This is a genomic window from Stenotrophomonas sp. ZAC14D2_NAIMI4_7 (assembly GCF_003086675.1).
GTDB lineage: Bacteria > Pseudomonadota > Gammaproteobacteria > Xanthomonadales > Xanthomonadaceae > Stenotrophomonas.
In genome coordinates this window covers 4,292,440-4,317,736 of record NZ_CP025995.1, presented here as the reverse complement: position 1 = coordinate 4,317,736, position 25,297 = coordinate 4,292,440, and the positions used below count along the sequence as shown (strand labels likewise).

Genomic DNA, 25,297 nt, shown 5'->3' with positions numbered 1-25,297 from the left:
CGGCCATGGCTCGGGCACGCGTGGTCGTGGTGGCAGCGCTTTCGCTGGCCTACCCCGTGCTGGTGTACGCCGCGATGGGCCGCTTCGAGCCACGCTGGCTGTCGCTGCTGCTGTTCGGCCTGGCCCTGCTGCGCGCGCTGACCACCCGGCAACCGCTGTGGTGGGCCGCCGCCGCCGGTGCCGGCCTGCTGGCCGGGCTGGCCACCGTCCTCAACCAGGCGCTGCCGCTGAAGCTGTACCCGGCGCTGGTGAACGTGGTGATGCTGTGCGTGTTCGCCACCAGCCTGCGCTTCGGCCCGCCGCTGGTGGAGCGCCTGGCGCGCCTGCAGGAACCGGACCTGCCACCGTTCGCGGTGGTCTATACCCGTCGCGTCACCCAGGTGTGGTGCGGCTTTTTCGTTTTCAACGGAGGCCTGGCCCTGCTCACCGCGCTGTACGCGTCGGATCGGGTCTGGATGCTCTACAACGGACTGTTGGCGTACGTGATGATGGGCGTGTTGTTTGCAGGTGAGTGGCTGGTGCGGCGGCGGGTGAAGGCGGCACATGCGCATGGCTGAGTGGATCGCCCTGGACCGCCTGATGGTCACCGCGCAGCCGGGTCGTCCGGTCGGTCTGTGTGGCGAGGTGGCGTTGGACCACAGCGCGCTGCGCCAGCGCGTGGTGGCCTGGCGTGATGCGTTCGCTGCGACCGAGGGCCGCGACTGGGCGCTGTATTTCGACGATGCCATCGCCTTCGCCGCGGCCCTGTTCGGCGCGTGGCATGCCGGCAAGCGCGTATTCCTGGCCGCCGACAACCTGCCGGCCACCCTGCAGGCGCTGCAGCCGCAGGTCGCTGGCTTTGCGGGCGATGTGTCGGCCGATTACCGGCCACTGCGTCCCGCTGCCCCCACCGATGGCGCACTGCACGCACTGGATGAACGCGCCTGCGAACTGTGCGTGTTCACCTCCGGCAGCACCGGCCAGCCCAGCGCGATCAGCAAGCGCATGGACCAGCTGGCGCGCGAGGTCGATGCGCTGCAGGCGGCCTTCGGTGCGCAGGTGGAGGGCGCGCAGGTGCACGGCACCGTGTCCCACCAGCATATCTACGGCCTGCTGTTCCGCGTGCTGTGGCCGCTGGCGGCGGGGCGGCCGGTGCAGCCGCGGCGGTTCTTCCATGAAGACCTGGTCGCGACCCTGGCCGCGGCCGACAGCGTGCTGGTGGCGACCCCGGCGCACCTGAAGCGCCTGCCCGAACAATTGGACTGGGCCAGCCTGCATGGGCGCCTGCGCGCAGTGTTTTCCTCCGGCGGCCCGCTGCCCGAAGACGCCGCCCGACAGGTGCGCGGCTGGCTGGGCGTGGCACCCACCGAGGTGTATGGCAGCAGCGAGACCGGCGGCATCGCCTGGCGCCGCTGGGATACCGACATGCCGCCGTGGCAGCCGCTGCCGGGCGTGCAGTGGCGCATTGAAGAGGGTTGCCTGGCGGTGGCCTCGGCGCATCTGGAAAACGCCGACTGGTGGCGGACCCAGGATCGGGTGGAAGCCCTGGCCGATGGCCGCTTCCGCCTGCTGGGGCGTGCCGACCGCATCGTCAAGATCGAGGAGCGCCGGGTTTCCCTGGACGCGCTGGAACGCGCCCTGCGCGAAGACCCCGAAGTGGAAGACGCGCGCGTGCTGGTGCTGCAGGGGCACCGTGAACAACTGGCCGCCGTGGTGGTGCCCGCCGATCCGGCGCTGGCCGAGGCCGGTGATGCCGCACGGCGCGCGCTGGGCCAGCGGCTGGGCGCCCGCCTGGCGCAGGGCCATGATGCGGTGACCCGCCCGCGCCGTTGGCGGCTGGTGCAGGCACTGCCGATCAATGCCCAGGGCAAGGTGACCCAGGCGGCGCTGGCCGCATTGTTCCAGCCGTTGCTGCCGGTGCCGCAGTGGGACCAGCGCGGCGACGCCAGCGCGACCCTGCGCATGACCCTGGACCCGGCGCTGCGTGCGTTCCAGGGCCACTTCCCGCAGGCGGCGATCCTGCCCGGCGTGGCCCAGCTGGACTGGGCGGTGCGCTTCGGCCGCCAGGCCTTCAACCTGCCAGGCGGCTTCGTGCGCATGGACGTGGTGAAGTTCCAGAAGGTGGCGCGGCCCGGCGACGAGCTGACCCTGCAGCTGGACTGGGATGCGCCGCGCGGCGTGCTGACCTTCCGCTACACCTCCCTGCACGGCGTGCATGCCAGCGGCAAGGTGATTCTGACCGATGCGCACTGAGCCGGCGCCGACCGGGGGCGCCTTCGCGCCGCTGGTGGTCATTCCCGTGTACGACCACGAACACGCCATCGGCGCGGTGGTGCAGGGCGTGCAGGCCGCGGGCCTGCCGTGCCTGCTGGTGGACGATGGATCATCGCCTGCGTGCGCGGCCGTGCTGCGCGCGTTGTCCACGCAGCCCGGCGTCGATCTGCTGCGGCTGGACCAGAACCAGGGCAAGGGCGGCGCGATGCTGGCCGGTTTTTCCGAAGCAGCGCGGCTCGGCTACAGCCATGTGCTGCAGATCGATGCCGACGGCCAGCACGACACCGGCGATCTGCCGCGCTTCATCGCCGCTGCGCACGCCCGCCCGCAGGCGGTGATCTGCGGCATTCCCGCCTACGATGCCAGCGTGCCCAAGGCGCGCCTGTACGGTCGCTACGCCACCCACATCTGGGTCTGGATCAACACGCTGTCGTTGCACCTGCGCGACACCATGTGTGGCTTCCGGGTGTATCCGCTGCCGCCGGTGCTGGCCCTGGTCGGCCAGGAAACCATCGGCCGGCGCATGGATTTCGATACCGAAATCATGGTCCGCCTCTACTGGCGGCACGTACCGGTGGAACACCTGGCCACGCGCGTGACCTATCCGGCCGATGGCGTGTCGCACTTCGATGTGTGGCGCGACAACGTGCGCATCAGCCGCATGCACACACGCCTGTTCTTCGGCATGCTGCCGCGCGCGCCGCGCCTGCTGTGGCGCCGCCTGCGGGGCCAGGGCTGACATGGCGCGCACGCAGGACGCACCGCATTGGGCCGACATCGGTGAATCCACCTCGGTGGCCGGTGTGCTGTTCCTGTGCTGGGTGCACCGCTGGTTCGGGCGCTGGCCGTTCCACCTGTGCGTGTGGCCGGTGGTGGCCTGCCACTGGCTGGGCAACCGTGTTGGCCGCCAGGCGTCGATGCAGTACCTGCAGCGGCTGCAGGCGCACAGTGGTGCACTGGGCCATGCGCCCACCTGGCGCGACAGCCTGCGCCACTTCTTCAGCTTCGCCGATACCCTGCTGGACAAACTGCTGGGCCTGGGCGGGCGCTACCCGCCCGAACGCATCCACCTGCAGCGCGACCTGGTGCTGGGCAAGATCGCGCGCCGCGAAGGCGGCCTGATCCTGACCGCGCATATCGGCTGCCTGGAACTGTGCCAGGTGCTGGCCGAACAGGTGCCCGGCTTCCGCATTACCGTGCTGGTGCACACTGCCCATGCGCAGCGCTTCAACCGCCTGCTGCAGCGGCTGGACCCGCTGGCCGCGGTGGAGCTGGTGCAGGTGACCGAAATGGGCCCGGCCACGGCGATGATGCTGGCCGACAAGGTCGCTTCCGGTGGCTTTGTGGCCATCGTCGGCGACCGCGTGCCGGTGCAGGGCGGGCGCAGCGTGATGGCCGATTTCCTGGGCCACCGCGCGCCGTTCCCGATCGGTGCCTACGTGCTGGCCTCTGCGCTGGCCTGCCCGGTGTACACCATGTCCTGCCTGCACGATGGCGATGGCTATCGCGTGGCGTTCGAACAGTTCGCCGAACGCGTGGTGCTGCCGCGCGGTTCGCGTGATGCCGCCCTGGCCGAACAGGCGCAGCGCTTCGCGCGCTGGCTGGAACTCCAGGTCATCCAGTCCCCGCTGGACTGGTTCAATTTCTTCCCCTTCTGGGATCAGGCCCCCCATGACGACTGACGCCGTACCCGTATGCCGTTTCGGTGATGCACCGCTGACCATTGAAGACGTGGTGGCGCTGGCCCAGCGCCAGTGCGAGGCCGCCCTGAGCGAAGCGCCGGCTTTCCGCGCGCACATCCAGCGCGGTGCCGATTTCCTCGACCGCCTGCTGCGCGAGGATGGGGTGATCTATGGCGTGACCACCGGCTACGGTGATTCGTGCACGGTGAATATTCCGCCGGCGCTGGTGGCCGAACTGCCGCACCACCTGTACACCTACCACGGCTGTGGCCTGGGCCGTTACCTGGACCCGGCGGAAACGCGTGCCGTGCTGGCTGCGCGCCTGGCCTCGCTGGTGCGCGGCATGTCCGGCGTCAGCGTGCCGCTGCTGGAAGGCCTGGCCACCCTGCTGCAGCACGACGTACTGCCGCTGATCCCGGCCGAAGGTTCGGTCGGCGCCAGTGGTGACCTGACCCCGCTGTCCTACGTGGCCGCCGTGCTGTGTGGCGAGCGCGAGGTGCTGTTCGAAGGCCAGGTACAGGCGGCCGGTCCGGTGCTGGCGAAGATCGGCATGACCCCGCTGAAGCTGCGCCCGAAGGAAGGCCTGGCGATCATGAACGGCACCGCGGTGATGACCGGTCTGGCCTGCCTGGCCTGGCATCGCGCCGACTACCTGGCCCGCATGGCCACGCGCCTGACCGCGTTCAGCGTGTTGTCCAGCGACGGCAACGCGCACCACTTCGATGAAACCCTGTTCGCCGCCAAGCCGCATCCCGGCCAGGGCCGCATTGCCGCGCGCCTGCGCAGCGACCTGCACAGCGAGCGCCCGCCGCGCAACGAACAGCGCCTGCAGGACCGTTACTCGCTGCGCTGCGCGCCGCACGTGATCGGTGTGCTGGAAGACAGCCTGCCGTTCCTGCGCCAGCTGATCGAAACCGAACTGAACAGCGCCAACGACAACCCGCTGATCGATGCCGACGGCGAGCGCATCCTGCATGGCGGTCATTTCTACGGCGGCCACATCGCGCTGGCGATGGATACGCTGAAGAACACCGTGGCCAACGTGGCCGACCTGCTGGACCGGCAGCTGGCGCTGGTGGTCGACGCCCGCTACAACCATGGCCTGCCGGCCAACCTGTCGGCGGCCACCGGCCCGCGCGCGGCCATCAACCATGGCCTGAAGGCGCTGCAGATCAGCGTGTCGGCGTGGACCGCCGAGGCCCTGAAGCAGACCATGCCGGCCAGCGTGTTCTCGCGTTCCACCGAATGCCACAACCAGGACAAGGTCAGCATGGGCACCATCGCCGCGCGCGACTGCCTGCGCGTGATCGAACTGACCGAGCAGGTGGCGGCGGCCATGCTGATCGCCGCCCGCCAGGGCCTGGCCCTGCGCGAACGGGTTGGCCTGAACGCGCAGCTGCATGGCAGTCTGGCCGACATGTACGCCGACCTGGGGCAGCGCATCGCCCTGGTCGAAGAAGACCGCGCGCTGGATCGCGAACTGCGGGAACTGCTGGTGGAGATCCGCGCGCAACGCTGGGAACTGTATGCCGGTGAATGAACACACGGAACTGGTCGGGGAAATCACCTTGACCCCCGCCTTCCATGACTGCGATCCGATGAACGTGGTCTGGCACGGCAACTACTTCAAGTACTTCGAGATCGCGCGCTGCGCGCTGCTCGGCCGCTATGACTACGACTACCCGCAGATGCTCGAGTCGGGCTACCTGTGGCCGGTGGTCGATGCGCGGGTGAAGTACGTGCGCCCGCTGTTGTTCAACCAGCCGCTGCGCATCGTGGCGCGCATCGTGGAATGGGAGAACCGGCTGAAGATCGAGTACGAAATCTTCGATGCGGGCAGCGGCCAGCGCTTGACCCGTGCAATGACCATCCAGGTCGCGGTGGACGCGGCCAGCAAGGAAATGCTGTACCAGTGCCCGCCGGTGCTGTGGCAGCGCCTGGGAGTGCCTGCACCATGAAGACCCTGTTCACCGTTCCGCGCGCGCTGCTGTGCGCGCTGCTGCTGGCCGCTGCGCCGCTGGCCCAGGCCGCCGACCCGGCAGTGGATGCGATCACCCAGGCGGTGGCGCGGCCGGACGTGCTGCGTGGCCAGTTCACCCAGGAAAAGCAGGTCAGCGGCTTCAAGAACCCGCTGCGTTCGCAGGGCCAGTTCGTGGTCGCGCGCCAGCACGGCGTCATCTGGACCACGCTCAAGCCCTTCCCCTCGGAAGTGGTGGTCACCGCCGACCGCATCCTCAGCCGCCAGCGCGACGGCAGCACCCGGGTCGAACTGGATGCGCGGCAGCAGCCGGCCATGCGCTCGGTGAACGCGATCATGTTCGCGCTGATGAGCGGTGACGTGCAGGCGCTGTCCAGCCAGTTCAACGTGCAGGCCAGCCGCGAAGGGCAGGGCTGGACGCTGAAGCTGACCCCGAAGTCGGCGATGCTGGCCAAGGCCTTCGAATCGCTGACCCTGCAGGGCGACCGCTACGTGCGCCAGGTGCAGATCGTGGAGGCCAACAAGGACCGCACGCAGATCCAGTTCAGCGCGCTGAGCGAAGCACCGGCCACGCTGAATGCCGACGAGGCGCGCCGCTTTGACTGATCTGGGTAGCGCGAACGGAGCGGACCGCCTGCGCCGCTGGTGGCACTGGCTGGGCATTGCCTGGCTGCTGGTGCTGCTGGTGCTGGGCGTGCAGCAGTGGCGGCTGTGGAGCGAACAGTCGCGGATCGACACCGACATCCTGGCGCTGTTGCCGCAGGATGCACACGATCGCCTGTTGAGCGATGTGACCCGGCGCATTGCCGATGGCAGCTCGCGCCAGGTGGTGGTGCTGCTGGGCAGTACCGGTGGCGCCGCCGCCAAGCGCGCGCAGGCCGCCTTCGCCAAGGCGATGGCCAGCGATGCCGACAGCGGGCTGCTGGTCCCCAGTGGCTCGATCGAAGGCTGGTTCGATGAAGCGCGTGCGTTCTACGCGCCGTACCGCGACCGCCTGCTGACCCCAGGCCAGCGCGAACAGTTGCAGCAGGCCGAACCGGGTGCGCTGGCCGAACAGGCCTTGGGCGCGTTGTATGGCCCGATGGGCGCACCGCGGTTGACCGATTGGCGGCAGGACCCGCTGTCGCTGTGGCCGCAATGGTGGCAGCAGCAGGCCCAGGGCTCCGGCCTGCGCCTGGGCGATGATGGCCTGCTCGAAGCCGAGGGCAAGCACTGGGCCGCGCTGCAGTTCGATACGCCGGGTTCGGCGTTCCAGCTCGATGGCGAACGCCATATCGATGGCCTGCTGGAACGTGCCGGGCAGGCCGCCAAGGCCGCCGCGCCGGATCTGGAGATCCTGCATGCCGGCGTACCCCTGCATGCCGAAGCGGCGGCCGTGCAGGCCAACCAGGAAATCAACACCATCGGCTGGGGCTCGCTGGCTGCCGTGCTGCTGCTGGTCTGGCTGGCGTTCCGTTCGCTGCGCCCGATCCTGCTGGTGGCCGCATCGCTGCTGATCGGCTGTGGCGTGGCGCTGGCGGTCACCGTGCTGGTGTTTGGCAAGGTGCACGTACTGACCCTGGTGTTCGGTGCATCGCTGGTGGGCGTGGCCGAGGACTACGGCATCCACTGGTTTGCCTCGCGCCAGGCCGAACCGGCGGACCGCCGCTGGAAGCTGCTGCGGCACCTGCTGCCTGGCTTGTGGCTGGCCCTGCTGACCAGCGCGCTGGCCTACCTGGCCCTGGGCCTGGCCCCGTTCCCCGGCCTGCGGCAGATGGCGCTGTTCTCGGTGGTGGGCCTGGCGGCCGCGTTCCTGACGGTGATCTTCTGGTTCCCGTGGCTGGACGGCGGTGACATCCGCCAGACCCGTTTCTCGCAGTGGCTGGGCAATACCCTGGAGCGCTTCCCGCGCCTGCACGGCACCCGCCCGGTCACGGTGTTCATCGTCGCCGCACTGGCGCTGTCGGCCATCGGCATCGCGCGCCTGCAGAGCAACGATGATCTGCGCAGCCTGCAGTCATCGCCGCCGGCGCTGATGGCCGAACAGATCCGCCTGAGCCAGCTGCTGGGCATGCCCAGCCCGGCGCAGTTCTACCTGGTGCAGGGCGACGATGACGCACAGCTGCTGCAGCGCGAAGAAGCGCTGACCGAGCGCCTGCGCGTGCTGGCCAGCGACAAGCGCATTGGTGGCTACCGTGCGATCAGCGATTGGCTGCCCTCGCCGGCGCGCCAGCAGGCCGATGCCGCGCTGACCGCGAAGGTCGAACCGGGCGTGTTGTCTGCGGTGGGCGAAGCGGTGGGCGAAGCGCTGCCGCGCCCGGATTTCGCTGCCGGTCCGCTTACCGCGCAGGCGTTCCTGGCCTCGCCGGCATCCAAGCCGTTCCGCCACCTGTGGGTGGGCAGCGTGGGCGGGCAGCAGGTCAGCGTGGTGATGGTCGATGACCTGTCGCGGGCCGATGCACTGGCTACCCTGCAGGGCGCGGCCGAAGGCCTGCCCGGCGTGCGCTGGGTCGATCGCACCGCCGATTTCTCCAAGCTGCTGGGCCACTACCGCAAGCTGATGGGCGGCCTGCTGCTGGTCGGCATCGCGCTGGTGTTCGGTGCGCTGTGGCTGCGCTACCGCCGCCAGGCGTGGCGGGTGTTCGCACCCACCCTGATTGCCGGTGCGCTCACCCTGGGTCTGCTGGGCCTGTTCGGGCAGCCGCTGCAGCTGTTCAACGTGCTGGCGCTGATGCTGCTGCTGGGCATGGGCATCGACTACGGCATCTTCCTGATCGAGCACCGCGGCGATGCCAGTGCCTGGCTGGCGGTGTGCGTGGGCGCGGCCAGCACCTGGCTGTCGTTCGGCCTGCTGGGCCTGTCGCAGACCCCGGCGCTGCGCGCGTTTGGTCTCACCCTGCTGTTCGGCATCGGTCTGGTCTGGCTGATCTCGCCGCTGTTCCGGCCACCGCCGCACGACCTGCCGCCGGCCTGACGCCGGCACCGCCGTTTTCCCTTCTTTCCACCTGATCGAGCAACAAGGACGCCCCGATGAACACTGCTGTGGATGCTGTCGAACGTACTGAAATCCTGATCATCGGTGCCGGTCCCGCCGGTTCGGTGGCCGCCGCGATGCTGCGCCAGCAGGGGCGCCAGGTGCTGATGCTGGAGCGCCAGCAGTTCCCGCGCTTCTCCATCGGTGAAAGCCTGCTGCCGCAGAGCATGGAATACATCGAAGCGGCCGGCCTGCTGCAGGACGTGGTGGAAGCGGGCTTCCAGTACAAGAACGGCGCGGCCTTCGTGCACGGCGAAGCGCGTACCGCCTTCGATTTCCGCCAGAAGTTCTCGCCGGGCTGGGGCACCACCTACCAGGTGCAGCGTGCCGACTTCGACAACGTGCTGGCGCGTGGCGCCGAGCGCATGGGCACCACGCTGCGCTTCGGCGATGAAGTGCTGGCGGTCGAGCCGGGCGAACAGCCGGTGGTCAGCGTGCGCCGTCCCGACGGCAGCGAGTACCGCATCCAGGCCGACTTCATCCTCGATGCCTCCGGTTTCGCGCGCCTGCTGCCGCGCCTGCTGGACCTGGAATCGCCGTCGAACTTCCCGGTGCGCGGCGCGATCTTCTGCCACGTGCGCGACAACATTCCGGCCGAAGCCGATTTCGATCGCAACAAGATCCTGATCACCACCCACCCCGAGCACATCGACGTCTGGTACTGGACCATTCCATTCTCCAACGGCTGCTGCTCGCTGGGCGTGGTGGCCGAACCGTCGTTCTTCGAACGCTATGAAGGCGACGATCTGCAGAAGCTGCAGGCCATCGTGGGCGAAGACCCGAACCTGACCCGCCTGCTGGCCAACGCCGAATGGGCGGTGCTGCCGGTGCGCCGCATCACCGGCTATTCGGCCAATGTCAGCTCGCTGTGGGGCCCGGGTTACGCACTGCTGGGCAATGCCGGCGAGTTCCTCGATCCGGTGTTCTCCTCCGGCGTCACCATCGCCTTCAAGTCGGCGCAGCTGGCCAGCGAATGCCTGAAGCGCCGCTACGCCGGTGAAACCGTGGATTGGGAAGCGGAGTTCTCCATTCCGCTGCGCGCCGGCGTGAAGACCTTCCGCCGTTTCGTCGAAGCCTGGTATCAGGGCGGTTTCCAGAAGATCATCTACCACCCCGACCAGCAGCCTGCCGTGCGCGACATGATCAGCTCCATCCTGGCCGGCTATGCGTGGGATACCAAGAACCCGTACGTGGCCGATGACAGCGGCCGCCGCATGCGTGTACTGGAGGAACTGTGCAGCGCCTGATCGTCCGTTTCACGGCCGTGCTGCTGTGCGTGCTGCTGGCCGCCTGTGCCAGCCGCATGCCGCGGCCCCTGGTCGAACTGCCGCCGCTGCGCCTGCCGCCGGCCAGTCTGCCGGCGCCGCTGGCGCTGCAGCAGCAGCTGCATTTCCGCTTCGGCAGCCACGAGCGCGACCTGGATGCGCTGCTGGAAGCAGATGCCCAGCAGGTGCAGTTGGCGGTGCAGGCCATGGGCCAGACCGGCGTGCGCCTGCAGTGGGATGGCCAGCAGCTGACCCAGCAGCGCGCGCCGTGGTTGCCGCCGCAGGTGCGTGCCGAGCGCGTGCTGGACGACCTGCAGTTCGCGCTCTGGCCGACCGCCGCGATTGCCGCGGCGTTGCCGCCGGGTTGGCAGGTGGCCGATGACGGCCAGCAGCGCACGCTCTCACGCGACGGCACGGTATGGCTGCTGCTGCAGCGCCGCGCCGATGGCAGCGTGGAACTGGACAACCGCGCCGAGGGCTACGCCCTGCGCATTGAATCGATCGACATGGCCGGGCAGCACGAATGACCGCACCGATTTTCCTGAACGACCTGGGCGTGGTCTGCGCGCTGGGCGCGGGCCGCGCCGAGGTGGCCGCCGCGCTGTTCGCCGACGCCCCCGGTGGGCTCAGCGACAACCACACCCTGCTGCCGGGGCAGACCCTGGCGCTGGGTGAAGTGCACACGCCGCTGCCGGCGCTGGATGATCTGCCGGTCGCCATGCGTGGCCGCAACAACGCGCTTCTGGACGTGGCGCTGGCACAGATCGCGCCGTCGGTTGCCGCGGCCATCGCCCGCCATGGCGCGTCGCGCGTGGCGGTGGTGCTGGGCACCAGCACCTCGGGCATCGGTGAATCCGAACAGGCGCTGCGCACCCGCGCCGAGCAGGGCCACTGGCCCGAAGGTTTCGATTACGCACAGCAGGAAATGGGTACCGCCGCCCAGTTCGTGCGACAGCGCAGTGGCGCGCAGGGCCCGGCATGGACGCTGTCCACGGCCTGTTCGTCCAGCGCCAAGGCGCTGATGTCGGCCGCACGCATGCTGCGCACCGGCGTTGTCGACGCCGTCATCGCCGGCGGTGCCGATTCGCTGTGCCGTTTCACCGTCGCCGGTTTCAGTGCGCTGGAGTCGGTCTCGCCGCAGCGCTGCAATCCGTTCTCGCAGCACCGCAGTGGCATCAACATCGGCGAAGGCGCCGCGCTGTTCCTGCTGACCCGCGAGCCGGGCGGCGTGCGGCTGGCCGGCTGGGGTGAATCGGCCGATGCGCACCACATGTCCGCACCCGATCCGCAGGGCCTGGGTGCCATCGACGCGCTGCAGCAGGCCTTGCAGCGCGCCGGCTGGGCCGCGCAGGAGGTGGACTACGTGAACCTGCACGGCACCGCCACCGGCCACAACGACGCCATGGAAAGCCAGGCGGTTGCGCAGGTGCTGGGCACCACCGTGCCGGCCAGTTCCACCAAGCCGCTGACCGGGCACACGCTGGGCGCGTCCGGCGCGATCGAAGCCGCGCTGTGCTGGATCGTGCTGGCCGACAACCCGCAACAGCAGTTGCCGCCGCACTGGTGGGACGGCGTGGCCGACCCGGCGCTGCCGGTGCTGCCGCTGGTGGCACCCGGTACGCGCACGGCGCAGGCACCGTGGCGCGCCCTCAGCAACTCGTTCGCCTTCGGTGGCAGCAACGCCGTGCTGGCGCTGGAGCGCCTGTGAGCAGGCCGTTGTACGCCATCGAAGAAGTGGTGCCGCACCGCCAGGACATGTGCCTGCTGGACCGCATCGTGCGCTGGGATGATGACGGCCTCGAGGCCGAACTGGTCGTGCCAGAGGCGGGCTTGTTCGTCGAAGACGGCGGCATTCCGGCCTGGGTGGGCATCGAATACATGGCCCAGGCCATTGCCGCATGGGCGGGGTGCCGCGCACGCACCGCCGGGCGGCCCCCGCAGCTGGGCTTCCTGCTCGGCAGCCGCCGCTACAGCAGCCACCGCAGCAGCTTCCCCAGCGGCACCTGCCTGCGCGTACAGGCGCACTGCGAGCTGTTGGGCGACAATGGGCTGGGAATGTTCGCCTGCCGCATTCTGGTTGGCGAGGAAGAATGGGCGGTTGCCAACGTGTCGGTGTTCGAACCGGCCGACTCGATGGCCTATCTGGAGAGTGGACAGGCATGACAGGGAATCGGAGTGTGCTGGTAACCGGCGCCAGCCGGGGTATCGGCCGGGCCATCGCGCTGCGTATCGCGCGCGATGGCTTCGACGTGGTGGTGCATTGCCGCAGCCGCGTGGAGGAAGCGCAGGCCGTGGCCGCGGAAATCCAGGCGCTTGGCCAACAGGCCCGCGTGCTGGCCTTCGACGTGGCCGACCGCGCCGCCGCGCGTGCGGCGCTGGAAGCCGACGTGGAAGCACATGGTGCGTACTACGGCGTAATCTGCAATGCCGGCATCGCCCGTGATGGCGCCTTCCCGGCGCTGTCCGAGGACGATTGGGACCAGGTCATCCACACCAACCTGGACGGTTTCTACAACGTGCTGCACCCGCTGATCATGCCGATGGTGCGCCGTCGCAAGCCGGGCCGCATCGTCACCCTGTCGTCGGTGTCCGGCGTGGCCGGCAACCGTGGCCAGGTCAACTACAGCGCGGCCAAGGCCGGCATCATCGGTGCCACCAAGGCACTGGCGCTGGAACTGGCCAGCCGCCAGATCACCGTGAACTGCGTGGCCCCGGGCCTGATCGAGACCGACATGCTGAATGAAGAAGTGGTCGAACACGCATTGAAGCTGATTCCCGCCGGCCGCGTCGGCCGCCCGGACGAAGTGGCCGCCACCGTGGCCTTCCTGCTGTCCGAGCCGGCCGGGTACATCACCCGCCAGGTCATTTCGGTGAACGGGGGCATGATCTGATGGCCGCCGATCGTCGCGTAGTGGTGACCGGTGCCGCCGCCATCAGTCCGCTCGGCCACGACTGGCCGACCATCCAGGCGCATCTGCGCAGCTGCCGCAATGCGGTGCGCAGCATGCCCGAATGGGATGTCTATGCCGGCCTGAACACCAAGCTGGCCGCGCCCGCGCAGGATTACGAGCTGCCGCCGAACTACAACCGCAAGACCACCCGTTCGATGGGCAAGGTCGCCATCATGTCGGTGCGCGCCACCGAAGTAGCACTGCGCGAAGCCGGCCTGTACGAGCACCCGGTACTGCGCAGCGGCCGTGCCGGCGTGGCCTACGGGTCGTCGTCAGGCAGCCATGAAGCCACCGGTGAATTCGGCCGCATGCTGCACGAATTCACCACCGATGGCATCAGCGCCACCACCTACCTGAAGATGATGAGCCACACCGCGCCGGTCAACATCGGCGTGTTCTTCGGCCTGTCCGGCCGCGTCTACACCACCTCCAGTGCCTGCACATCGGGCAGCCAGGGCGTGGGCGCTGGCTACGAGGCGATCCGCAGCGGCAAGCAGACGGTGATGGTGGCCGGCGGTGCCGAACAGCTGGACGCCACCGCCGCAGCAGTGTTCGACACCCTGTTCGCCACCAGCACCCGCAACGACGCGCCGCAGACGACCCCGCGCCCGTTCGATGCCGGCCGCGATGGCCTGGTGCTGGGCGAGGGCGCCTGCACGCTCATCCTGGAAGACCTGGAGCACGCGCAGGCGCGCGGCGCCACCATCCTCGCCGAGATCGTGGGTTACGGCACCAACAGCGACGGCCAGCACGTCACCCAGCCCAGCGCCGACACCATGGCCCAGGCCATGCGCCTGGCCCTGGAAGACGCCGGCCTGGAGCCGTCGCAGATCGACTACGTGAACGCCCACGGCACCGCCACCGACCACGGTGACATCGCCGAAACGCAGGCCACCGCGCAGGTATTCGGCAACGCCGTGCCGATCAGTTCGCTGAAGAGCTACGTCGGCCACATGCTGGGCGCCTGCGGCGCGTTCGAAGCCTGGATGAGCATCGAGATGATGCGCGCCGGCTGGTTCGCGCCCACCCTGAACCTGGGCGAGGTCGATCCGCGCTGCGGCCAGCTCGATTTCATCACCGGCCAGGGCCGTGAACTGCAGGCCGAATACGTAATGAGCAACAATTTCGCCTTCGGCGGCATCAACACCTCGCTGGTGTTCCGCCGCTGGAGCGAGTGACCCGCTGTACCCGCACCCCAACAAGGAGATGTTCCGATGCGCCGCACCCTGCTGATCGCCGCCGCCACCGCGCTGCTGGCCCTGTCCTCCACCGCCTCGGCCCGTGATACCCGCGTCGAGCAGTCCCTGCGTGACCTGGTCAATTCGCAGGCCGCCAAAGATGCCGGCATCGATGGCAGCGTCCGCTTCTACCTGGCCGGCCAGCCGGTCAGCGTGCAGCAGCGCCTGGGCGAGGACGTGACCAACAAGAAGACCAACGCCGCCAACAAGAGCGACGAAGAAGCCTGCCGCTGGGTGGCCCTGTCGGCGCTGCGCGCGCTGCAGGACGGCGCCAAGTCGCGCGGCGCCAACGCCGTGGTCGACATCGTCAGCTACTACAAGAAGAACGAGTTCAAGAGCGCCACCAACTACGAATGCTATGCCGGCGCGATCCTGGCAGGCGTGGCGCTGAAGGGCACCTACGCGAAGGTCAAGTAAGGCCCGCGCAGCGCCCGGTGCTGGCTGAACGCCACCGCCACATTGCTGAACCCCGGTGGGGAAACGCCGTCGATCGCGCCGCCATCGTCGCGTGACGGCTTTCCCCGCCCCCGGCTTTCCGACACAATCATGGCTCTTCCCGGGTTATCGTCCCGCGGACATGCACGCCTACGTCTATAAAAGCCCAAAAAAGCCGGACACCTACGTCTATCTCGCCCGTCGTGATGACTTCAGTGCGCTGCCTGCGCCGCTGGCAGCGTCGCTGGGCGCGCTCACCTTCGTGCTGGATGTCGCGCTGGATGCCTCGCGCCGCCTGGCCCAGGCCGATCCGGCCAAGGTCCGCAGCGAACTGACCGAACGTGGTTTCTACCTGCAGGTGCCGCCGTCGGTGGCCAGCCTGATGCCGCGCCACTATGACTGAGCTGTCCCGTTCGCGCGCCCTGACGGCGGCCTTCGGGCTGGGCGCCGTGCTGGCGCTGGGTTCGGCCCTGGGTGGCCTGCCGGGTGCGCTGCTTGCCGCCTTGGCGCAGCCGGCGTTCGCGCTGGGCGTGTCGTGGTGGCGGCGCAGCCGTGCGCTGCTGCCGCTGCAGCAGGCCCTGCGCCAGGACGTGCCGGCGCTGCTGGCGCTGTGGTTGGCCGCGCCGCTGCTGCTGGCCCTGCTGTTGGCCTGGCCGTTGGCGGCGCTGCGCGACAGCGGCAGCCTGGCCGCCGTGCTCGGCTTGAGCGTGCTGGTCAGCGCCGCGTTGCTGGCGGCCTGGCGTACCTGGCCGCTGTGGAATGATGTCGAACGTCTGGATGGTGGCCTGGGCCCGCACTGGCAGGCACTGGCCGGTCGCGACCTGAGCGCCTGGCGTGGCCTGGGCGTGGCCGCGATCGTGGTGGCGCTGGCTGCGCTGGTGGTGTTGCCGGCCTGGCCCGAGCTGCTGCCCGAAGGCGCGCGCTGGCCGGCCGCGCTGGCCGTGCTGCTGCTGTCGCCGCCGCTGCACCTGCTGCTGCAGAAGGTGCAGCCGGCACCGCTGGTGGCACTGCGCAGTCGTGTGGTGGACACCGCCGGCGACGACGCGGCACCGCTGTTCACTGCCGTGGCCGACAGCACCCCGCTGGAAGCCATGGCGCCGCAGGAACTCACCCCGTCGCTGTTCGAAGCGGCCCGCCACGGCCGTGTCGACCGCGCGCTGCAGTTGCTGCAGGCCGGTGCCGACGCGCACGCGCTGCCCGATTCGACCTGGCGCGACCAGCGCAGCCTGGCCGTGCTGGCAGCGGTACTGCCGGACCTGCGCCTGCTGCGTGAACTGATCGGCCGCGGCGTCGACGTGAACGCTCCGCACCGCGGCATGACCCCCTTGCTGGCCGCCACCCGTGACAGTTGGCATGGCCGCCCCGAAGCGGTGATGACCCTGCTGGCCAACGGTGCCGACTCGCGCGCCACCGACAGCGATGGCAATACCCCGCTGCACCATGCCGCACGCAGTTCCGACCCGGGCGTGGCCGCGCTGCTGCGCGACGCCGCCGCCGAGGTGGACGCGCTGAACCATGAAGGCTGGTCGCCGCTGGCGGTGGCCTGCCAGGTCGGCAACTGGCGCCTTGCACGCTTCCTGCTGGAGCGCGGCGCGCGTACCGAACCGGCCGAGGGCACCCCGGTGCTGCTGGCCGCAGCGGCCACCGAAGACGATGACCCGGCCGGCGTGCAGCTGCTGCTGAAGCACAAGGCCCGTGCCGATGCGCGTGATCGCCAGCGCCGCAGTGCGCTGCACGACGCCGCGCTGGCCGGCCACGTGGACATCATCGGCGTGTTGCTGGGCGCCGGTGCCAACCTGGAAGCCCGCGACGCGCTGGGCCGCACCCCGTGGCTGGAAGCAGCCCGTGCCGGCCGCGCGGCGGTGATCGAACACCTGCTGCCGCACAAGCCCGACCTGACCGCCGTCGATGGCGAAGGCCGCAACGCGGTGCTGCTGGCCGCCATGGCCGACGATGTGTCGCCGCTGCTGGTCAAGCGCCTGGTGGACCTGGGCATTGCCGCCGACGCCAGCGATCCCTTGGGCCGGCGCGCCGTCGATTACGCCGCCGAAGCCGGGCGCTGGGCGATCGTGGCCCTGCTCGATCCCAGCTACCCACTGCCGGCCGCTGTCAGCGATGGCCTGGCCGAACGTGGCGATGCCGCCACCGCCAGCGGCCTGCTGCCGGACCGCCCGCCGCTGACCCTGCTGCGCGAAGCGCTGGGCTTCGGCAATACCGACGGCATGGCCGCCCTGGCCAGGCTGTGCCAGCCTGAAGAACTGGGCAGCCTGCTGCTGGACCCGGAACTGGCCCTGGAACCGCGCGCGGTGGACTGGCTGCTGGGCCATGGCGCCGACCCCTACGTGCGCGACGCCTGCGCCGACACCCCGATGTTCGCCCTGCTGGCGCGTGGCATCGATGCCGTGCCGGCGCTGCAGGTAATGCTCCAGCGTGGCCTGTCACCGGCCGGCCGTGGTGGCCTGGCGCGCTTCCTGGCCGCCTGCGCACAGCACGACCAGGCCGCCCGTGGCCTGGAACAGCTGTCGCTGGAACTGCTGGAACGCGGCGCCGATCCGTTCGCGCCTTCGCCGGCCGGTGATCCGCCGTTGTCGTTGGCCGTGCGCCTGGGCTGGCTGCGCCTGCAGCAGGCCCTGCTGAACACTGGCGTGGACCGCGAAGCGCGCGACAGCCACGGCATGACCGCCCTGCACCTGGCCACCGCCCTGGCCCGCGAAGGCGCATTGAAGCTGCTGGTGCAGCACGGTGCATCGCCCGAAGCGCGCGCTGCCGACGGCCAGACTCCGTTGGGCGTGGCGCTGTCGATCGGCCGTCGCGACCTGGCCGATTGGCTGGACTGGCGCGTGTGGCCGCTGCCGCGGCGCACGCTGCGCGAGAGCGATCTGCCGGCCGCCGCCATGGCCGGTGATGTCGACGCCGTGCGCCGTCTGAACGATCTGGGCTTTGCCATCGATGCGGTGGATGCGCAGGGCTGCACGGCCCTGCTGCGCGCGGCCGGTGGCGGCCACCTGGCGGTGGTCGATCTGCTGCTGGCCCGTGGCGCCGATCCGCAGCATGGCGCGGCCAGTGGTGCCACGCCGTTGTCGGCGGCGGTCAGCATGCGCCAGGTCGATATCGTGTCGGCCCTGCTTGATGCCGGTGCGCAGCTGGAACACCGCCTGCCCGGCGGTGTGACCGTGCTGATGCTGGCCTCGGCGCTGGGTCTGCCGGACATCGTGGCGCGCCTGCTGACCGCCGGCGCCGACGTGCATGCCGGCGATGCCCAGCAGTTGGGGCCGCTGCACTGCGCAGCGCTGTACGGTTTCAGTGCGCGCGACCGTTCGCGCCTGTTGGCCCTGCTGGATACGCTGCTGCTGGCCGGTGCCGAGCCGGACCAGGCCGCTGCCGGTTCGGTTACGCCGTTGCTGCTGCTGCTGGGTGCGCGCGCCGAGCCGGGTACGGCCTGCGACGAGCAGGTGGTGATGGCTGCCGTGGAGCGCCTGCTGGATGAAGAGGTGAGCCTGGACGTGCGCGATCCGCGTGGTTTCGGCCCGCTGCATCTGGCCGCCCTGCACGGCCTGCCGCTGCTGGTGCAGCGCCTGCTGCGCGCCGGCGCCGACCCGGAAGCCCGCGACAGCTTGAACCGCAGCCCGCGCGAGATCGCGGTCATGCGCGGCTTCATCGACGTGGCCGGCGAATTCGAGCCGCGCGTCCCCGGCGTGTCCTCCATGGCCCGCTTCCTGCGCGACAACGGCTGAGGTGCGGGGTCGGATCCCTTTCCGCAGGAAAGGGCTCTGACCCCTGCATGGCGTCATGCACGCTCATCCACGCATGGCGTGGATCTACTTGTCGCGCTCGGCGTCGGCTTCGAACAGGTGCATCAGGTCGTTGCGGGCATCGCGCGAGGTCTGGATCACCGCCGCTTCATCGTCGTACACCAGGTACTGGTCACGCAGCAGCTGTTCGTCGTGCTCGCGGAACCGCTGCACATGGCGCTCGGCCACATCGGGCGCCACGCCCAGCGCGGTCAGCACGCGGCCGCTCATTTCCAGGCTGGTGCCGAACACTTCGCGGAACGGCTCGGCCGACATGTCCATCAAGCGCCACGCATGCTGGCGGTTGCGCGCACGCGCCAGCACCTTCGCTTCCGGGTACAGGCGGCGGACCATGCGCACCGCGCGCAGGTTGGTTTCCGGGTCGTCCACGGTGATCACGAACACATCGATGCGCTCGCCGCCAGCCGCGCGCAGCATTTCCGGCCGGGTCGGGTCGCCGTAGTACAGCTGGTTGCCGAAGCGGCGCAGGTCGGCCACGGTGTCCGGGTTCGCTTCCAGCGCCACGAACGGCACCTTCTGCGCGGTCAGCAGGCGCGCGATCACCTGGCCGAAGCGGCCCATGCCGGCAATCAGCACCTTGGGCTGGTTGTCCGGCGCCACCTTGTCGGCCGGCGCGGCATCATGCGGCGCCGCGCGCTCGCGCCCCAGCAGTTTCAGCAGCGCGATCATCAACAGCGGGGTGATGGCCATCGACAGGCCGACCACCGCCACCAGCCGGTCGTGGTTGGCATTGCCCAGCAGGTGCGCGCGCTGCGCTTCGTTGAACACCACGAAGGCGAACTCGCCGCCCAGCCACAGCACACTGCCCAGCAGCAGCGACTGCCGCGACGTCAGCCGGGCGACCCGGCCGATCGCATACAGCACGCTGAACTTCACCAGCAGCAGCGCGCCCACGCCGGTGGCGATCAGCCAAGGCTCGGCGGCAATGCGGTCCAGGTCGATGCCCATGCCCACGGCAATGAAGAACAGCCCCAGCAGCAGGCCCTTGAACGGCTCGATCTGCGCTTCCAGTTCATGGCGGAATTCCGAATCGGACAGCAGCACGCCCGCCAGGAACGCGCCCAGGCTGGGGCTCAGCCCGGCTTCCTGCATGAACCAGGCGGTGCCCAGTACCACCAACAGGGCGGTGGCGGTGAACACTTCGGGGCTGCGCGTGCGCGCGATGACGCCGAACACCCGCCGCAGCACCGGGCGCCCGCACAGGATCACCACCGCCAGCGCGCCCAGCGCCACCGCCGCGTCTTCCCAGCGCAGGGTCTGGTTGCGCGCCCCGCCCAGCAGCGGAATGGCGGCCAGCAGCGGAATGGCGATCAGGTCCTGGAACAGCAGGATGGCAAAGCCCAGCCGCCCGTGATCGCTGTTCAGCGCCTTGTGTTCGGAAAGCAGCTGCAGGCCCACCGCCGTGGACGACAGGGCCAGCGCAATGCCCACCACCAGCGCGCTCTTCCACTGGAAATGGTCCAGCAGCAACAGCCCGCCCAGCAGCAGGCCGGACACCGCCACCTGCGCTGCACCGGCACCGAAGACCGAGCGCCGCATCACTTTCAGGCGCGACGGCGATAGTTCCAGCCCGATCACGAACAGCAGCATCACCACGCCGATCTCGGCCGCGCCCAGGATCCGGTCGGCATCCTGCACGAAGCCCAGCCCGTCCGGGCCCAGCACCACGCCGGCGGCCAGGTAGCCCAGCACCGCGCCGAAGCCGAACTTCTTGAACACCGGCACGGCGATCACCGCGGCCAGCAGCAGCACCAGTGCCAGTTCCAGACCACCGCTATGCATGGGAATACCTGGTCATCGCAGTGGCCGGGGCGCGTCCGTTCGGTTGGGGGAAGGGCGGTGGAGTGCCCTGCGCGCATTATGCGCGCCTGCCCGTGCACGAACGACAACGGCACCGCAACCGGCAACCGGCCAGCGCCGGAACCGGGGTTGACCGCGGCAGTGGGCAGGTCCAGACTGCCCGCCGCTGCCGGTGTCTTGCGGCAGTACACCCATCCGGAGTCCCCAACCCATGTCCAGCGACAGTAGAAGTCGACCTCGTTCGACGCCAGCGATGGCAACCGCCTGACATCGGGACGGTCTGCCTGCGTTGGCGTTGCGCGAGGTCGCACCCACGAAAGGCAGATCCATGAACCAGAAGCAATTGCTGCGTCCGGTGGCCGATGCCGCCGCACTGGCCGCCCCCCTGGCCGACTACAACACCGCCGACGCGGTGGAATTCCTCAACACCCTGGAACTCGAGCGCGCCGCGGACACGCTGGCGGCACTGCCGCTGCCGCGCGCGGTGAAGATGCTGGAAGCACCGGAACTGCACCGCAGCGGTGAACTGGTGGCCGCACTGCCGCCGGCGCGAGCAGCGGCGCTGCTGGGCCTGATGGCCGACGACCGTGCCACCGACATCGTGCACGAGCTGGACGAAGACGAGCGCGCCCGGCTGATTCCGCTGCTGGGCAGCGAAGCCCGCCAGGCCATCCAGACCCTGCTCAGCTACCCGCCGAACACGGCCGGTGCGCTGATGACCACCGAATTCGTGGCGGTGCCGGCCAGCTGGACCGTGGCCCAGACCCTGCAGCACATCCGCCAGGTCGAGCGCACCCGCGAAACCGTGTACGCCATCTATGTGCTGGACCCGGCCAGCCAGCAGCTGCAGCAGGTGGTGACCATGCGCCGGCTGATCACCGGCCTGCCGGAGGAATCGATCCTGGACGTGGCCCAGGTCAACCCGCCGGTCACCGTCGATGCGCTGCTGGACCAGGAAGAAGTGGCACGGCTGATCCGCCGCCACGACCTGCTGGCCATTCCGGTGGTCGATGCGCAGCAGCACCTGCTGGGCATCGTCACCGTCGATGACGTGCTGGACGCCCTGATTGAAGAGTCGACCGAGGACGCGCACAAGTTCGGCGGCATGGAAGCGCTGGACAAGCCGTACATGCAGATCGGCTTCTTCGAGATGCTGCGCAAGCGCGCCGGCTGGCTCAGCGTGCTGTTCCTGGGCGAAATGCTGACCGCCAGCGCCATGCAGCATTACGAGGATGAACTGGCACGGGCCGTGGTGCTGACCCTGTTCATTCCGCTCATCATGAGTTCCGGTGGCAATTCCGGTTCCCAGGCCACCTCGCTGCTGATCCGCAGCCTGGCCCTGCGCGAACTGCGCCTGCGCGACTGGTGGAAGGTGGCCCTGCGCGAAGTGCCCACCGGCATGGTGCTGGGCGCGATCCTGGGCTGCCTGGCCATCGTGCGCATCGTCATCTGGCAGCTGGGCGGCCTGCACGACTACGGCGAGCACTGGGTGCTGCTGGCCATCACCATTGGTGCGGCGCTGGTGGGCATCGTCACCTTCGGTTCGCTGTCCGGCTCCATGCTGCCCTTCATCCTCAAGCGCCTGGGCTTCGACCCGGCCAGCGCCTCGGCCCCGTTCGTGGCCACGCTGGTGGATGTAACCGGCCTGGTCATCTACTTCAGCATCGCCGCGATGATCCTGCACGGCACCCTGCTGTAACTGCTCTGGTAGGTGCCCACCTTGGTGGGCACGCAACGGTCACGCCCGGGGTCAGGGCCCTTTCCTGCGGAAAGGGATCCGACCCCCTCACCAACGCGCGCCGCGTGCTCTGGCAGGTGCCCACCTTGGTGGGCACGCAACGGTCACGCCGGGGTCAGAGCCGTTTCCTGCGGAAAGGGATCCGACCCCTTTCGCCAACGCGCGCCGCGTGCTCTGGCAGGTGCCCACCTTGGTGGGCACGCAACGGTCACGCCGGGGTCAGAGCCCTTTCCCGCGGAAAGGGATCCGACCCCTTCACCACGGAATTTGGGTACCGTAGGCGCATGAGTACCTACCACCTGCAGTCCGTGTTCCGCCCGCAGTCGGTTGCGGTGATCGGCGGCAGCCCGCGCGAACGCTCGGCCGGCCGCGCGGTGATGCGCAACCTGCGTGGCACCGGCTTCCCCGGCAAAGTGGCGTGGATCAACCCGCGCCATGCCGAGATCGATGGCATCCGCACGGTGAAGCGGCTGAAGGACCTGGACTGGGTACCCGACCTGGTGGTGATCACCGCGCCAGCGGCCATCGTGCCGCAGGTGGTGCGTACCGCCGCCGAACGCGGCGTGCAGGCGGCCATCATCCTCACCGCGCACCTGGGCGAAGGCCCGGGCTCGCTGTCCGAACAGGTGGAAACGGTGGCGCGCAAGCGCGGCCTGCGCATCCTCGGCCCGCACTGCCTGGGCGTGATCGCGCCGCACGCGCGGCTCAATGCCAGCATCGCCGCGCATTTCCCGCAGGCCGGCGACCTCGCGTTGATTTCCGAATCTTCGGCGATTGCCGCGGCGCTGGTGGAGTGGGGCGTGGCACGTTCGGTCGGCTTCTCCGCCGTGGTATCGCTCGGCGACACCCTGGACGTCGACTTCGGTGACCTGCTCGATTACTTCGCCACCGACTATCGCACCCGCGCCATCCTGCTGTACGTCGAACACATCAAGGACGCGCGCAAGTTCATGTCGGCCGCGCGTGCCGCTGCGCGTGCCAAGCCGGTGGTGGTGGTGAAGTCCGGCCGCGCCGAGCGCGTGCAGCCCGGCAGCGCCGATACCCACGTGCAGGCGCTGGCACGCGCCGATGATGTCTACGGCGCCGCCTTCAACCGCGCCGGGCTGCTGCGCGTCAGTGCGCTGGACGAGCTGTTCACCGCCGCCGAAACCCTCGGCCGCCTGGGCACCTTCCCGGGCCGTCGTTTGGCCGTGCTCAGCAACGGTGGCGGCGTCGGCCGGTTGGCCGTGGACCAGCTGGTCGCCCTGCGCGGCACCCTGGCACAGCTGTCCGACAGCACGGTCGAAACGTTGGACAAGGTGCTGCCGCAGGGCTGGTCGCGCAGCAACCCGGTGGACATCGTGGTGGACGCCGACGGTGACCGCTACGCCGCCGCCATCGAGGCGCTGCTGGCCGACAGCGAAAACGATGCGGTGATGGTGGTCAACGTGCCCACCGCGTTCACCTCGTCGGCCGATGCGGCGCAGGCGCTGACCCGCACCCTGGGCCTGCGCCCGCGCCACCACCGCGACAAGCCGGTGTTCGCCGTGTGGCTGGGCAACGATGACCAGGCCACCGCCACGCTCAACGCCGCGCGCGTGCCGACCTATCCGACCGAAGCCGAAGCCGTGCGTGGTTTCCAGCATCTGGTGCGCTACCGCGAAGCGCAGAACGCGCTGATGGAAACGCCCCCCAGCTTGCCGCAGGATTTCAGCGTGGACACCGCGCGGGCGCGCACCCTGGTCGAATCTGCATTGGGCAACGGCCAGCAGTGGCTCGATCCGCTGGCCACCCATGAACTGCTGAAGGCCTACGGCATTCCGTCGGCGCCGGTAATGCATGCGCGCGATGCGCACGAGGCGATGGATCTGGCCCAGCCGCTGCTGGAACGCGGCGCCACGGTCGCATTGAAGATTCTGTCGCCGGATATCCCGCACAAATCGGAAGTGGATGGCGTGCGCCTGAACCTGGCCACGCTGCCGGCGGTGCAGAGCGCGGCCAACGCGATTCTTGCCCGCGCGCGCCAGCTGCGCCCCGATGCGCGCATTGACGGTCTGCTGGTGCAGCCCACCATCGTGCGGCCGAAGGCGCGCGAGATCATCGTCGGCATTGCCGATGATGCAACCTTCGGGCCGGTGATCGTGGTCGGTCGCGGTGGCACGGCGGTGGAAGTGATCAACGACAAGGCGCTGGCGCTGCCACCGCTGGATCTGCGCCTGGCGCACGAACTGATCGGCCAGACCCGCGCCTCGCGCATCCTGAAAGCCTATGGCGATGTGCCCGCGGCCGACGAACGCGCGCTGGCGCTGGCCCTGGTAAAGCTGGCACAACTGGCCGCCGACATTCCCGAAGTGCGCACGCTGGACATCAACCCCTTGCTGGTGGACAGCAAGGGCATCCTCGCCCTCGATGCGCGCGTGGCCATCGCACCCTCGCGCATCCTGCACAAGGGCCGTGGCCATCCGCGCTTCTCGGTATTCCCGTACCCGAAGGAGTGGGAACGCACCATCGATCTGTCCGATGGTGGCCGCGCCTTCGTGCGCCCGGTACGGCCGGAAGACGAAGCGCTGTTCCGCGCGTTCTTCGCCCGGGTCAGCGACGAAGACCTGCGCCTGCGTTTCTTCCAGTCGGTGAAGCACTTCAGCCACGAATTCATCGCGCGCCTGACCCAGCTCGACTACGCGCGCTCGATCGCGCTGGTGGCCATCGACCCGCGCAGCGGCGACATGCTGGGCGCGGTGCGCCTGCATGCCGATGCCGATTACCATCGCGGCGAGTACGGCATCCTGATCCGCTCGGATCTGAAGGGCCACGGCATTGGCTGGCGCCTGATGGCGATCATGATCGAATACGCCAAGTGGCTGGGACTGGACGTGGTGGAAGGGCAGGTGCTGCGCGAAAACAGCACCATGCTGGCAATGTGCCAGAGCCTGGGCTTCAAGGCGAAGCTGGACCCCGACGACCCCACTGTGATGGTGGTGACCCTGCCGGTGCAGCAGGTTGAGATCGCGGCAGCACCGCCGTAGCGTCGAGCAAGCTCGGCTGCTCTGGATCTTCGTAGAGTCGAGCTTGCTCGACTGCTTTGCGCACAGCAGTCGAGCAAGCTCGACTCTACCGTGCAATCGCCCGTTCCGGCATGGCCACGTCGCCCCG

20 protein-coding genes are annotated in these 25,297 nt (G+C 69.3%); 19 read left to right on the top strand and 1 reads right to left on the bottom strand.

Going from position 1 to position 25,297, the window contains the following annotated elements:
- The first annotated feature begins 5 nt into the window (after positions 1 to 5).
- The 17 genes from C1922_RS19670 to C1922_RS19590 all read left to right on the top strand — a co-directional run bounded on the left by C1922_RS19670 (position 6) and on the right by C1922_RS19590 (position 18,549).
- On the top strand, positions 6 to 557 hold the full coding sequence (locus C1922_RS19670) for a hypothetical protein (RefSeq protein WP_108751664.1): 552 nt from the start codon (positions 6 to 8) through the stop codon (positions 555 to 557).
- A complete protein-coding gene (locus C1922_RS19665; protein ID WP_108751663.1) occupies positions 550 to 2,232 on the top strand; it encodes an AMP-binding protein in 1,683 nt (560 codons plus the stop codon). The genes C1922_RS19670 and C1922_RS19665 overlap by 8 nt, the downstream gene beginning before the upstream one ends.
- Positions 2,222 to 2,992: a glycosyltransferase family 2 protein gene (locus tag C1922_RS19660; RefSeq protein ID WP_108751323.1), complete on the top strand. Its 771-nt coding sequence runs from the start codon at positions 2,222 to 2,224 to the stop codon at positions 2,990 to 2,992. The genes C1922_RS19665 and C1922_RS19660 overlap by 11 nt, the downstream gene beginning before the upstream one ends.
- Position 2,993: 1 nt before the next feature.
- Positions 2,994 to 3,935 carry an acyltransferase gene (locus C1922_RS19655; protein ID WP_108751322.1) on the top strand — a complete coding sequence of 314 codons (942 nt, stop codon included), beginning with the start codon at positions 2,994 to 2,996 and terminating at the stop codon, positions 3,933 to 3,935.
- Positions 3,925 to 5,475: an aromatic amino acid ammonia-lyase gene (locus C1922_RS19650; protein ID WP_108751321.1), complete on the top strand. Its 1,551-nt coding sequence runs from the start codon at positions 3,925 to 3,927 to the stop codon at positions 5,473 to 5,475. Before C1922_RS19655 ends, C1922_RS19650 begins: the two co-directional genes overlap by 11 nt.
- Entirely contained in the window at positions 5,462 to 5,893 is a 432-nt protein-coding gene (locus tag C1922_RS19645; protein ID WP_108751320.1) for an acyl-CoA thioesterase, read from the top strand. The genes C1922_RS19650 and C1922_RS19645 overlap by 14 nt, the downstream gene beginning before the upstream one ends.
- Complete coding sequence (locus C1922_RS19640) at positions 5,890 to 6,519, top strand: outer membrane lipoprotein carrier protein LolA (RefSeq protein WP_108751319.1); 630 nt, start codon at positions 5,890 to 5,892, stop codon at positions 6,517 to 6,519. The genes C1922_RS19645 and C1922_RS19640 overlap by 4 nt, the downstream gene beginning before the upstream one ends.
- Positions 6,512 to 8,866 (top strand): MMPL family transporter, encoded by a 2,355-nt coding sequence (locus tag C1922_RS19635; protein WP_199912204.1) that lies wholly within the window; start codon positions 6,512 to 6,514, stop codon positions 8,864 to 8,866. The genes C1922_RS19640 and C1922_RS19635 overlap by 8 nt, the downstream gene beginning before the upstream one ends.
- A 56-nt stretch (positions 8,867 to 8,922) precedes the next feature.
- The gene (locus C1922_RS19630) at positions 8,923 to 10,173 is read left to right on the top strand and encodes an NAD(P)/FAD-dependent oxidoreductase (protein ID WP_108751317.1); all 1,251 of its coding nucleotides are present in this window, start codon (positions 8,923 to 8,925) and stop codon (positions 10,171 to 10,173) included.
- Positions 10,161 to 10,718: a DUF3261 domain-containing protein gene (locus tag C1922_RS19625; protein WP_108751316.1), complete on the top strand. Its 558-nt coding sequence runs from the start codon at positions 10,161 to 10,163 to the stop codon at positions 10,716 to 10,718. The genes C1922_RS19630 and C1922_RS19625 overlap by 13 nt, the downstream gene beginning before the upstream one ends.
- On the top strand, positions 10,715 to 11,899 hold the full coding sequence (locus C1922_RS19620; RefSeq protein ID WP_108751315.1) for a beta-ketoacyl-[acyl-carrier-protein] synthase family protein: 1,185 nt from the start codon (positions 10,715 to 10,717) through the stop codon (positions 11,897 to 11,899). The genes C1922_RS19625 and C1922_RS19620 overlap by 4 nt, the downstream gene beginning before the upstream one ends.
- 47 nt (positions 11,900 to 11,946) lie before the next feature.
- Positions 11,947 to 12,354 carry a hypothetical protein gene (locus C1922_RS19615; protein ID WP_108751662.1) on the top strand — a complete coding sequence of 136 codons (408 nt, stop codon included), beginning with the start codon at positions 11,947 to 11,949 and terminating at the stop codon, positions 12,352 to 12,354.
- Positions 12,351 to 13,082: a 3-ketoacyl-ACP reductase FabG2 gene (locus tag C1922_RS19610; protein WP_108751314.1), complete on the top strand. Its 732-nt coding sequence runs from the start codon at positions 12,351 to 12,353 to the stop codon at positions 13,080 to 13,082. The genes C1922_RS19615 and C1922_RS19610 overlap by 4 nt, the downstream gene beginning before the upstream one ends.
- The gene (locus C1922_RS19605; protein ID WP_108751313.1) at positions 13,082 to 14,320 is read left to right on the top strand and encodes a beta-ketoacyl-ACP synthase; all 1,239 of its coding nucleotides are present in this window, start codon (positions 13,082 to 13,084) and stop codon (positions 14,318 to 14,320) included. Before C1922_RS19610 ends, C1922_RS19605 begins: the two co-directional genes overlap by 1 nt.
- Positions 14,321 to 14,356: 36 nt before the next feature.
- Positions 14,357 to 14,797, top strand: a complete 441-nt coding sequence (locus C1922_RS19600) for an excinuclease ATPase subunit (RefSeq protein ID WP_108751312.1) — start codon at positions 14,357 to 14,359, stop codon at positions 14,795 to 14,797.
- A 160-nt stretch (positions 14,798 to 14,957) separates the two neighbouring features.
- The gene (locus C1922_RS19595) at positions 14,958 to 15,218 is read left to right on the top strand and encodes a YcgL domain-containing protein (protein ID WP_108751311.1); all 261 of its coding nucleotides are present in this window, start codon (positions 14,958 to 14,960) and stop codon (positions 15,216 to 15,218) included.
- Positions 15,211 to 18,549, top strand: coding sequence for an ankyrin repeat domain-containing protein (locus C1922_RS19590; RefSeq protein ID WP_108751310.1), 3,339 nt, complete (start codon positions 15,211 to 15,213; stop codon positions 18,547 to 18,549). Before C1922_RS19595 ends, C1922_RS19590 begins: the two co-directional genes overlap by 8 nt.
- 84 nt (positions 18,550 to 18,633) lie before the next feature.
- Here C1922_RS19590 and C1922_RS19585 read toward each other — a convergent pair whose 3' ends face one another.
- Positions 18,634 to 20,409: a monovalent cation:proton antiporter-2 (CPA2) family protein gene (locus tag C1922_RS19585; RefSeq protein ID WP_108751309.1), complete on the bottom strand. Its 1,776-nt coding sequence runs from the start codon at positions 20,407 to 20,409 to the stop codon at positions 18,634 to 18,636.
- A gap of 346 nt (positions 20,410 to 20,755) precedes the next feature.
- Between C1922_RS19585 and mgtE the strand changes: the two genes are divergently transcribed.
- Entirely contained in the window at positions 20,756 to 22,126 is a 1,371-nt protein-coding gene (mgtE, locus tag C1922_RS19575; RefSeq protein WP_108751308.1) for a magnesium transporter, read from the top strand.
- 323 nt (positions 22,127 to 22,449) lie between these two features.
- Positions 22,450 to 25,170 (top strand): bifunctional acetate--CoA ligase family protein/GNAT family N-acetyltransferase, encoded by a 2,721-nt coding sequence (locus C1922_RS19570; protein ID WP_108751307.1) that lies wholly within the window; start codon positions 22,450 to 22,452, stop codon positions 25,168 to 25,170.
- The last annotated feature ends 127 nt before the right edge of the window (positions 25,171 to 25,297 follow it).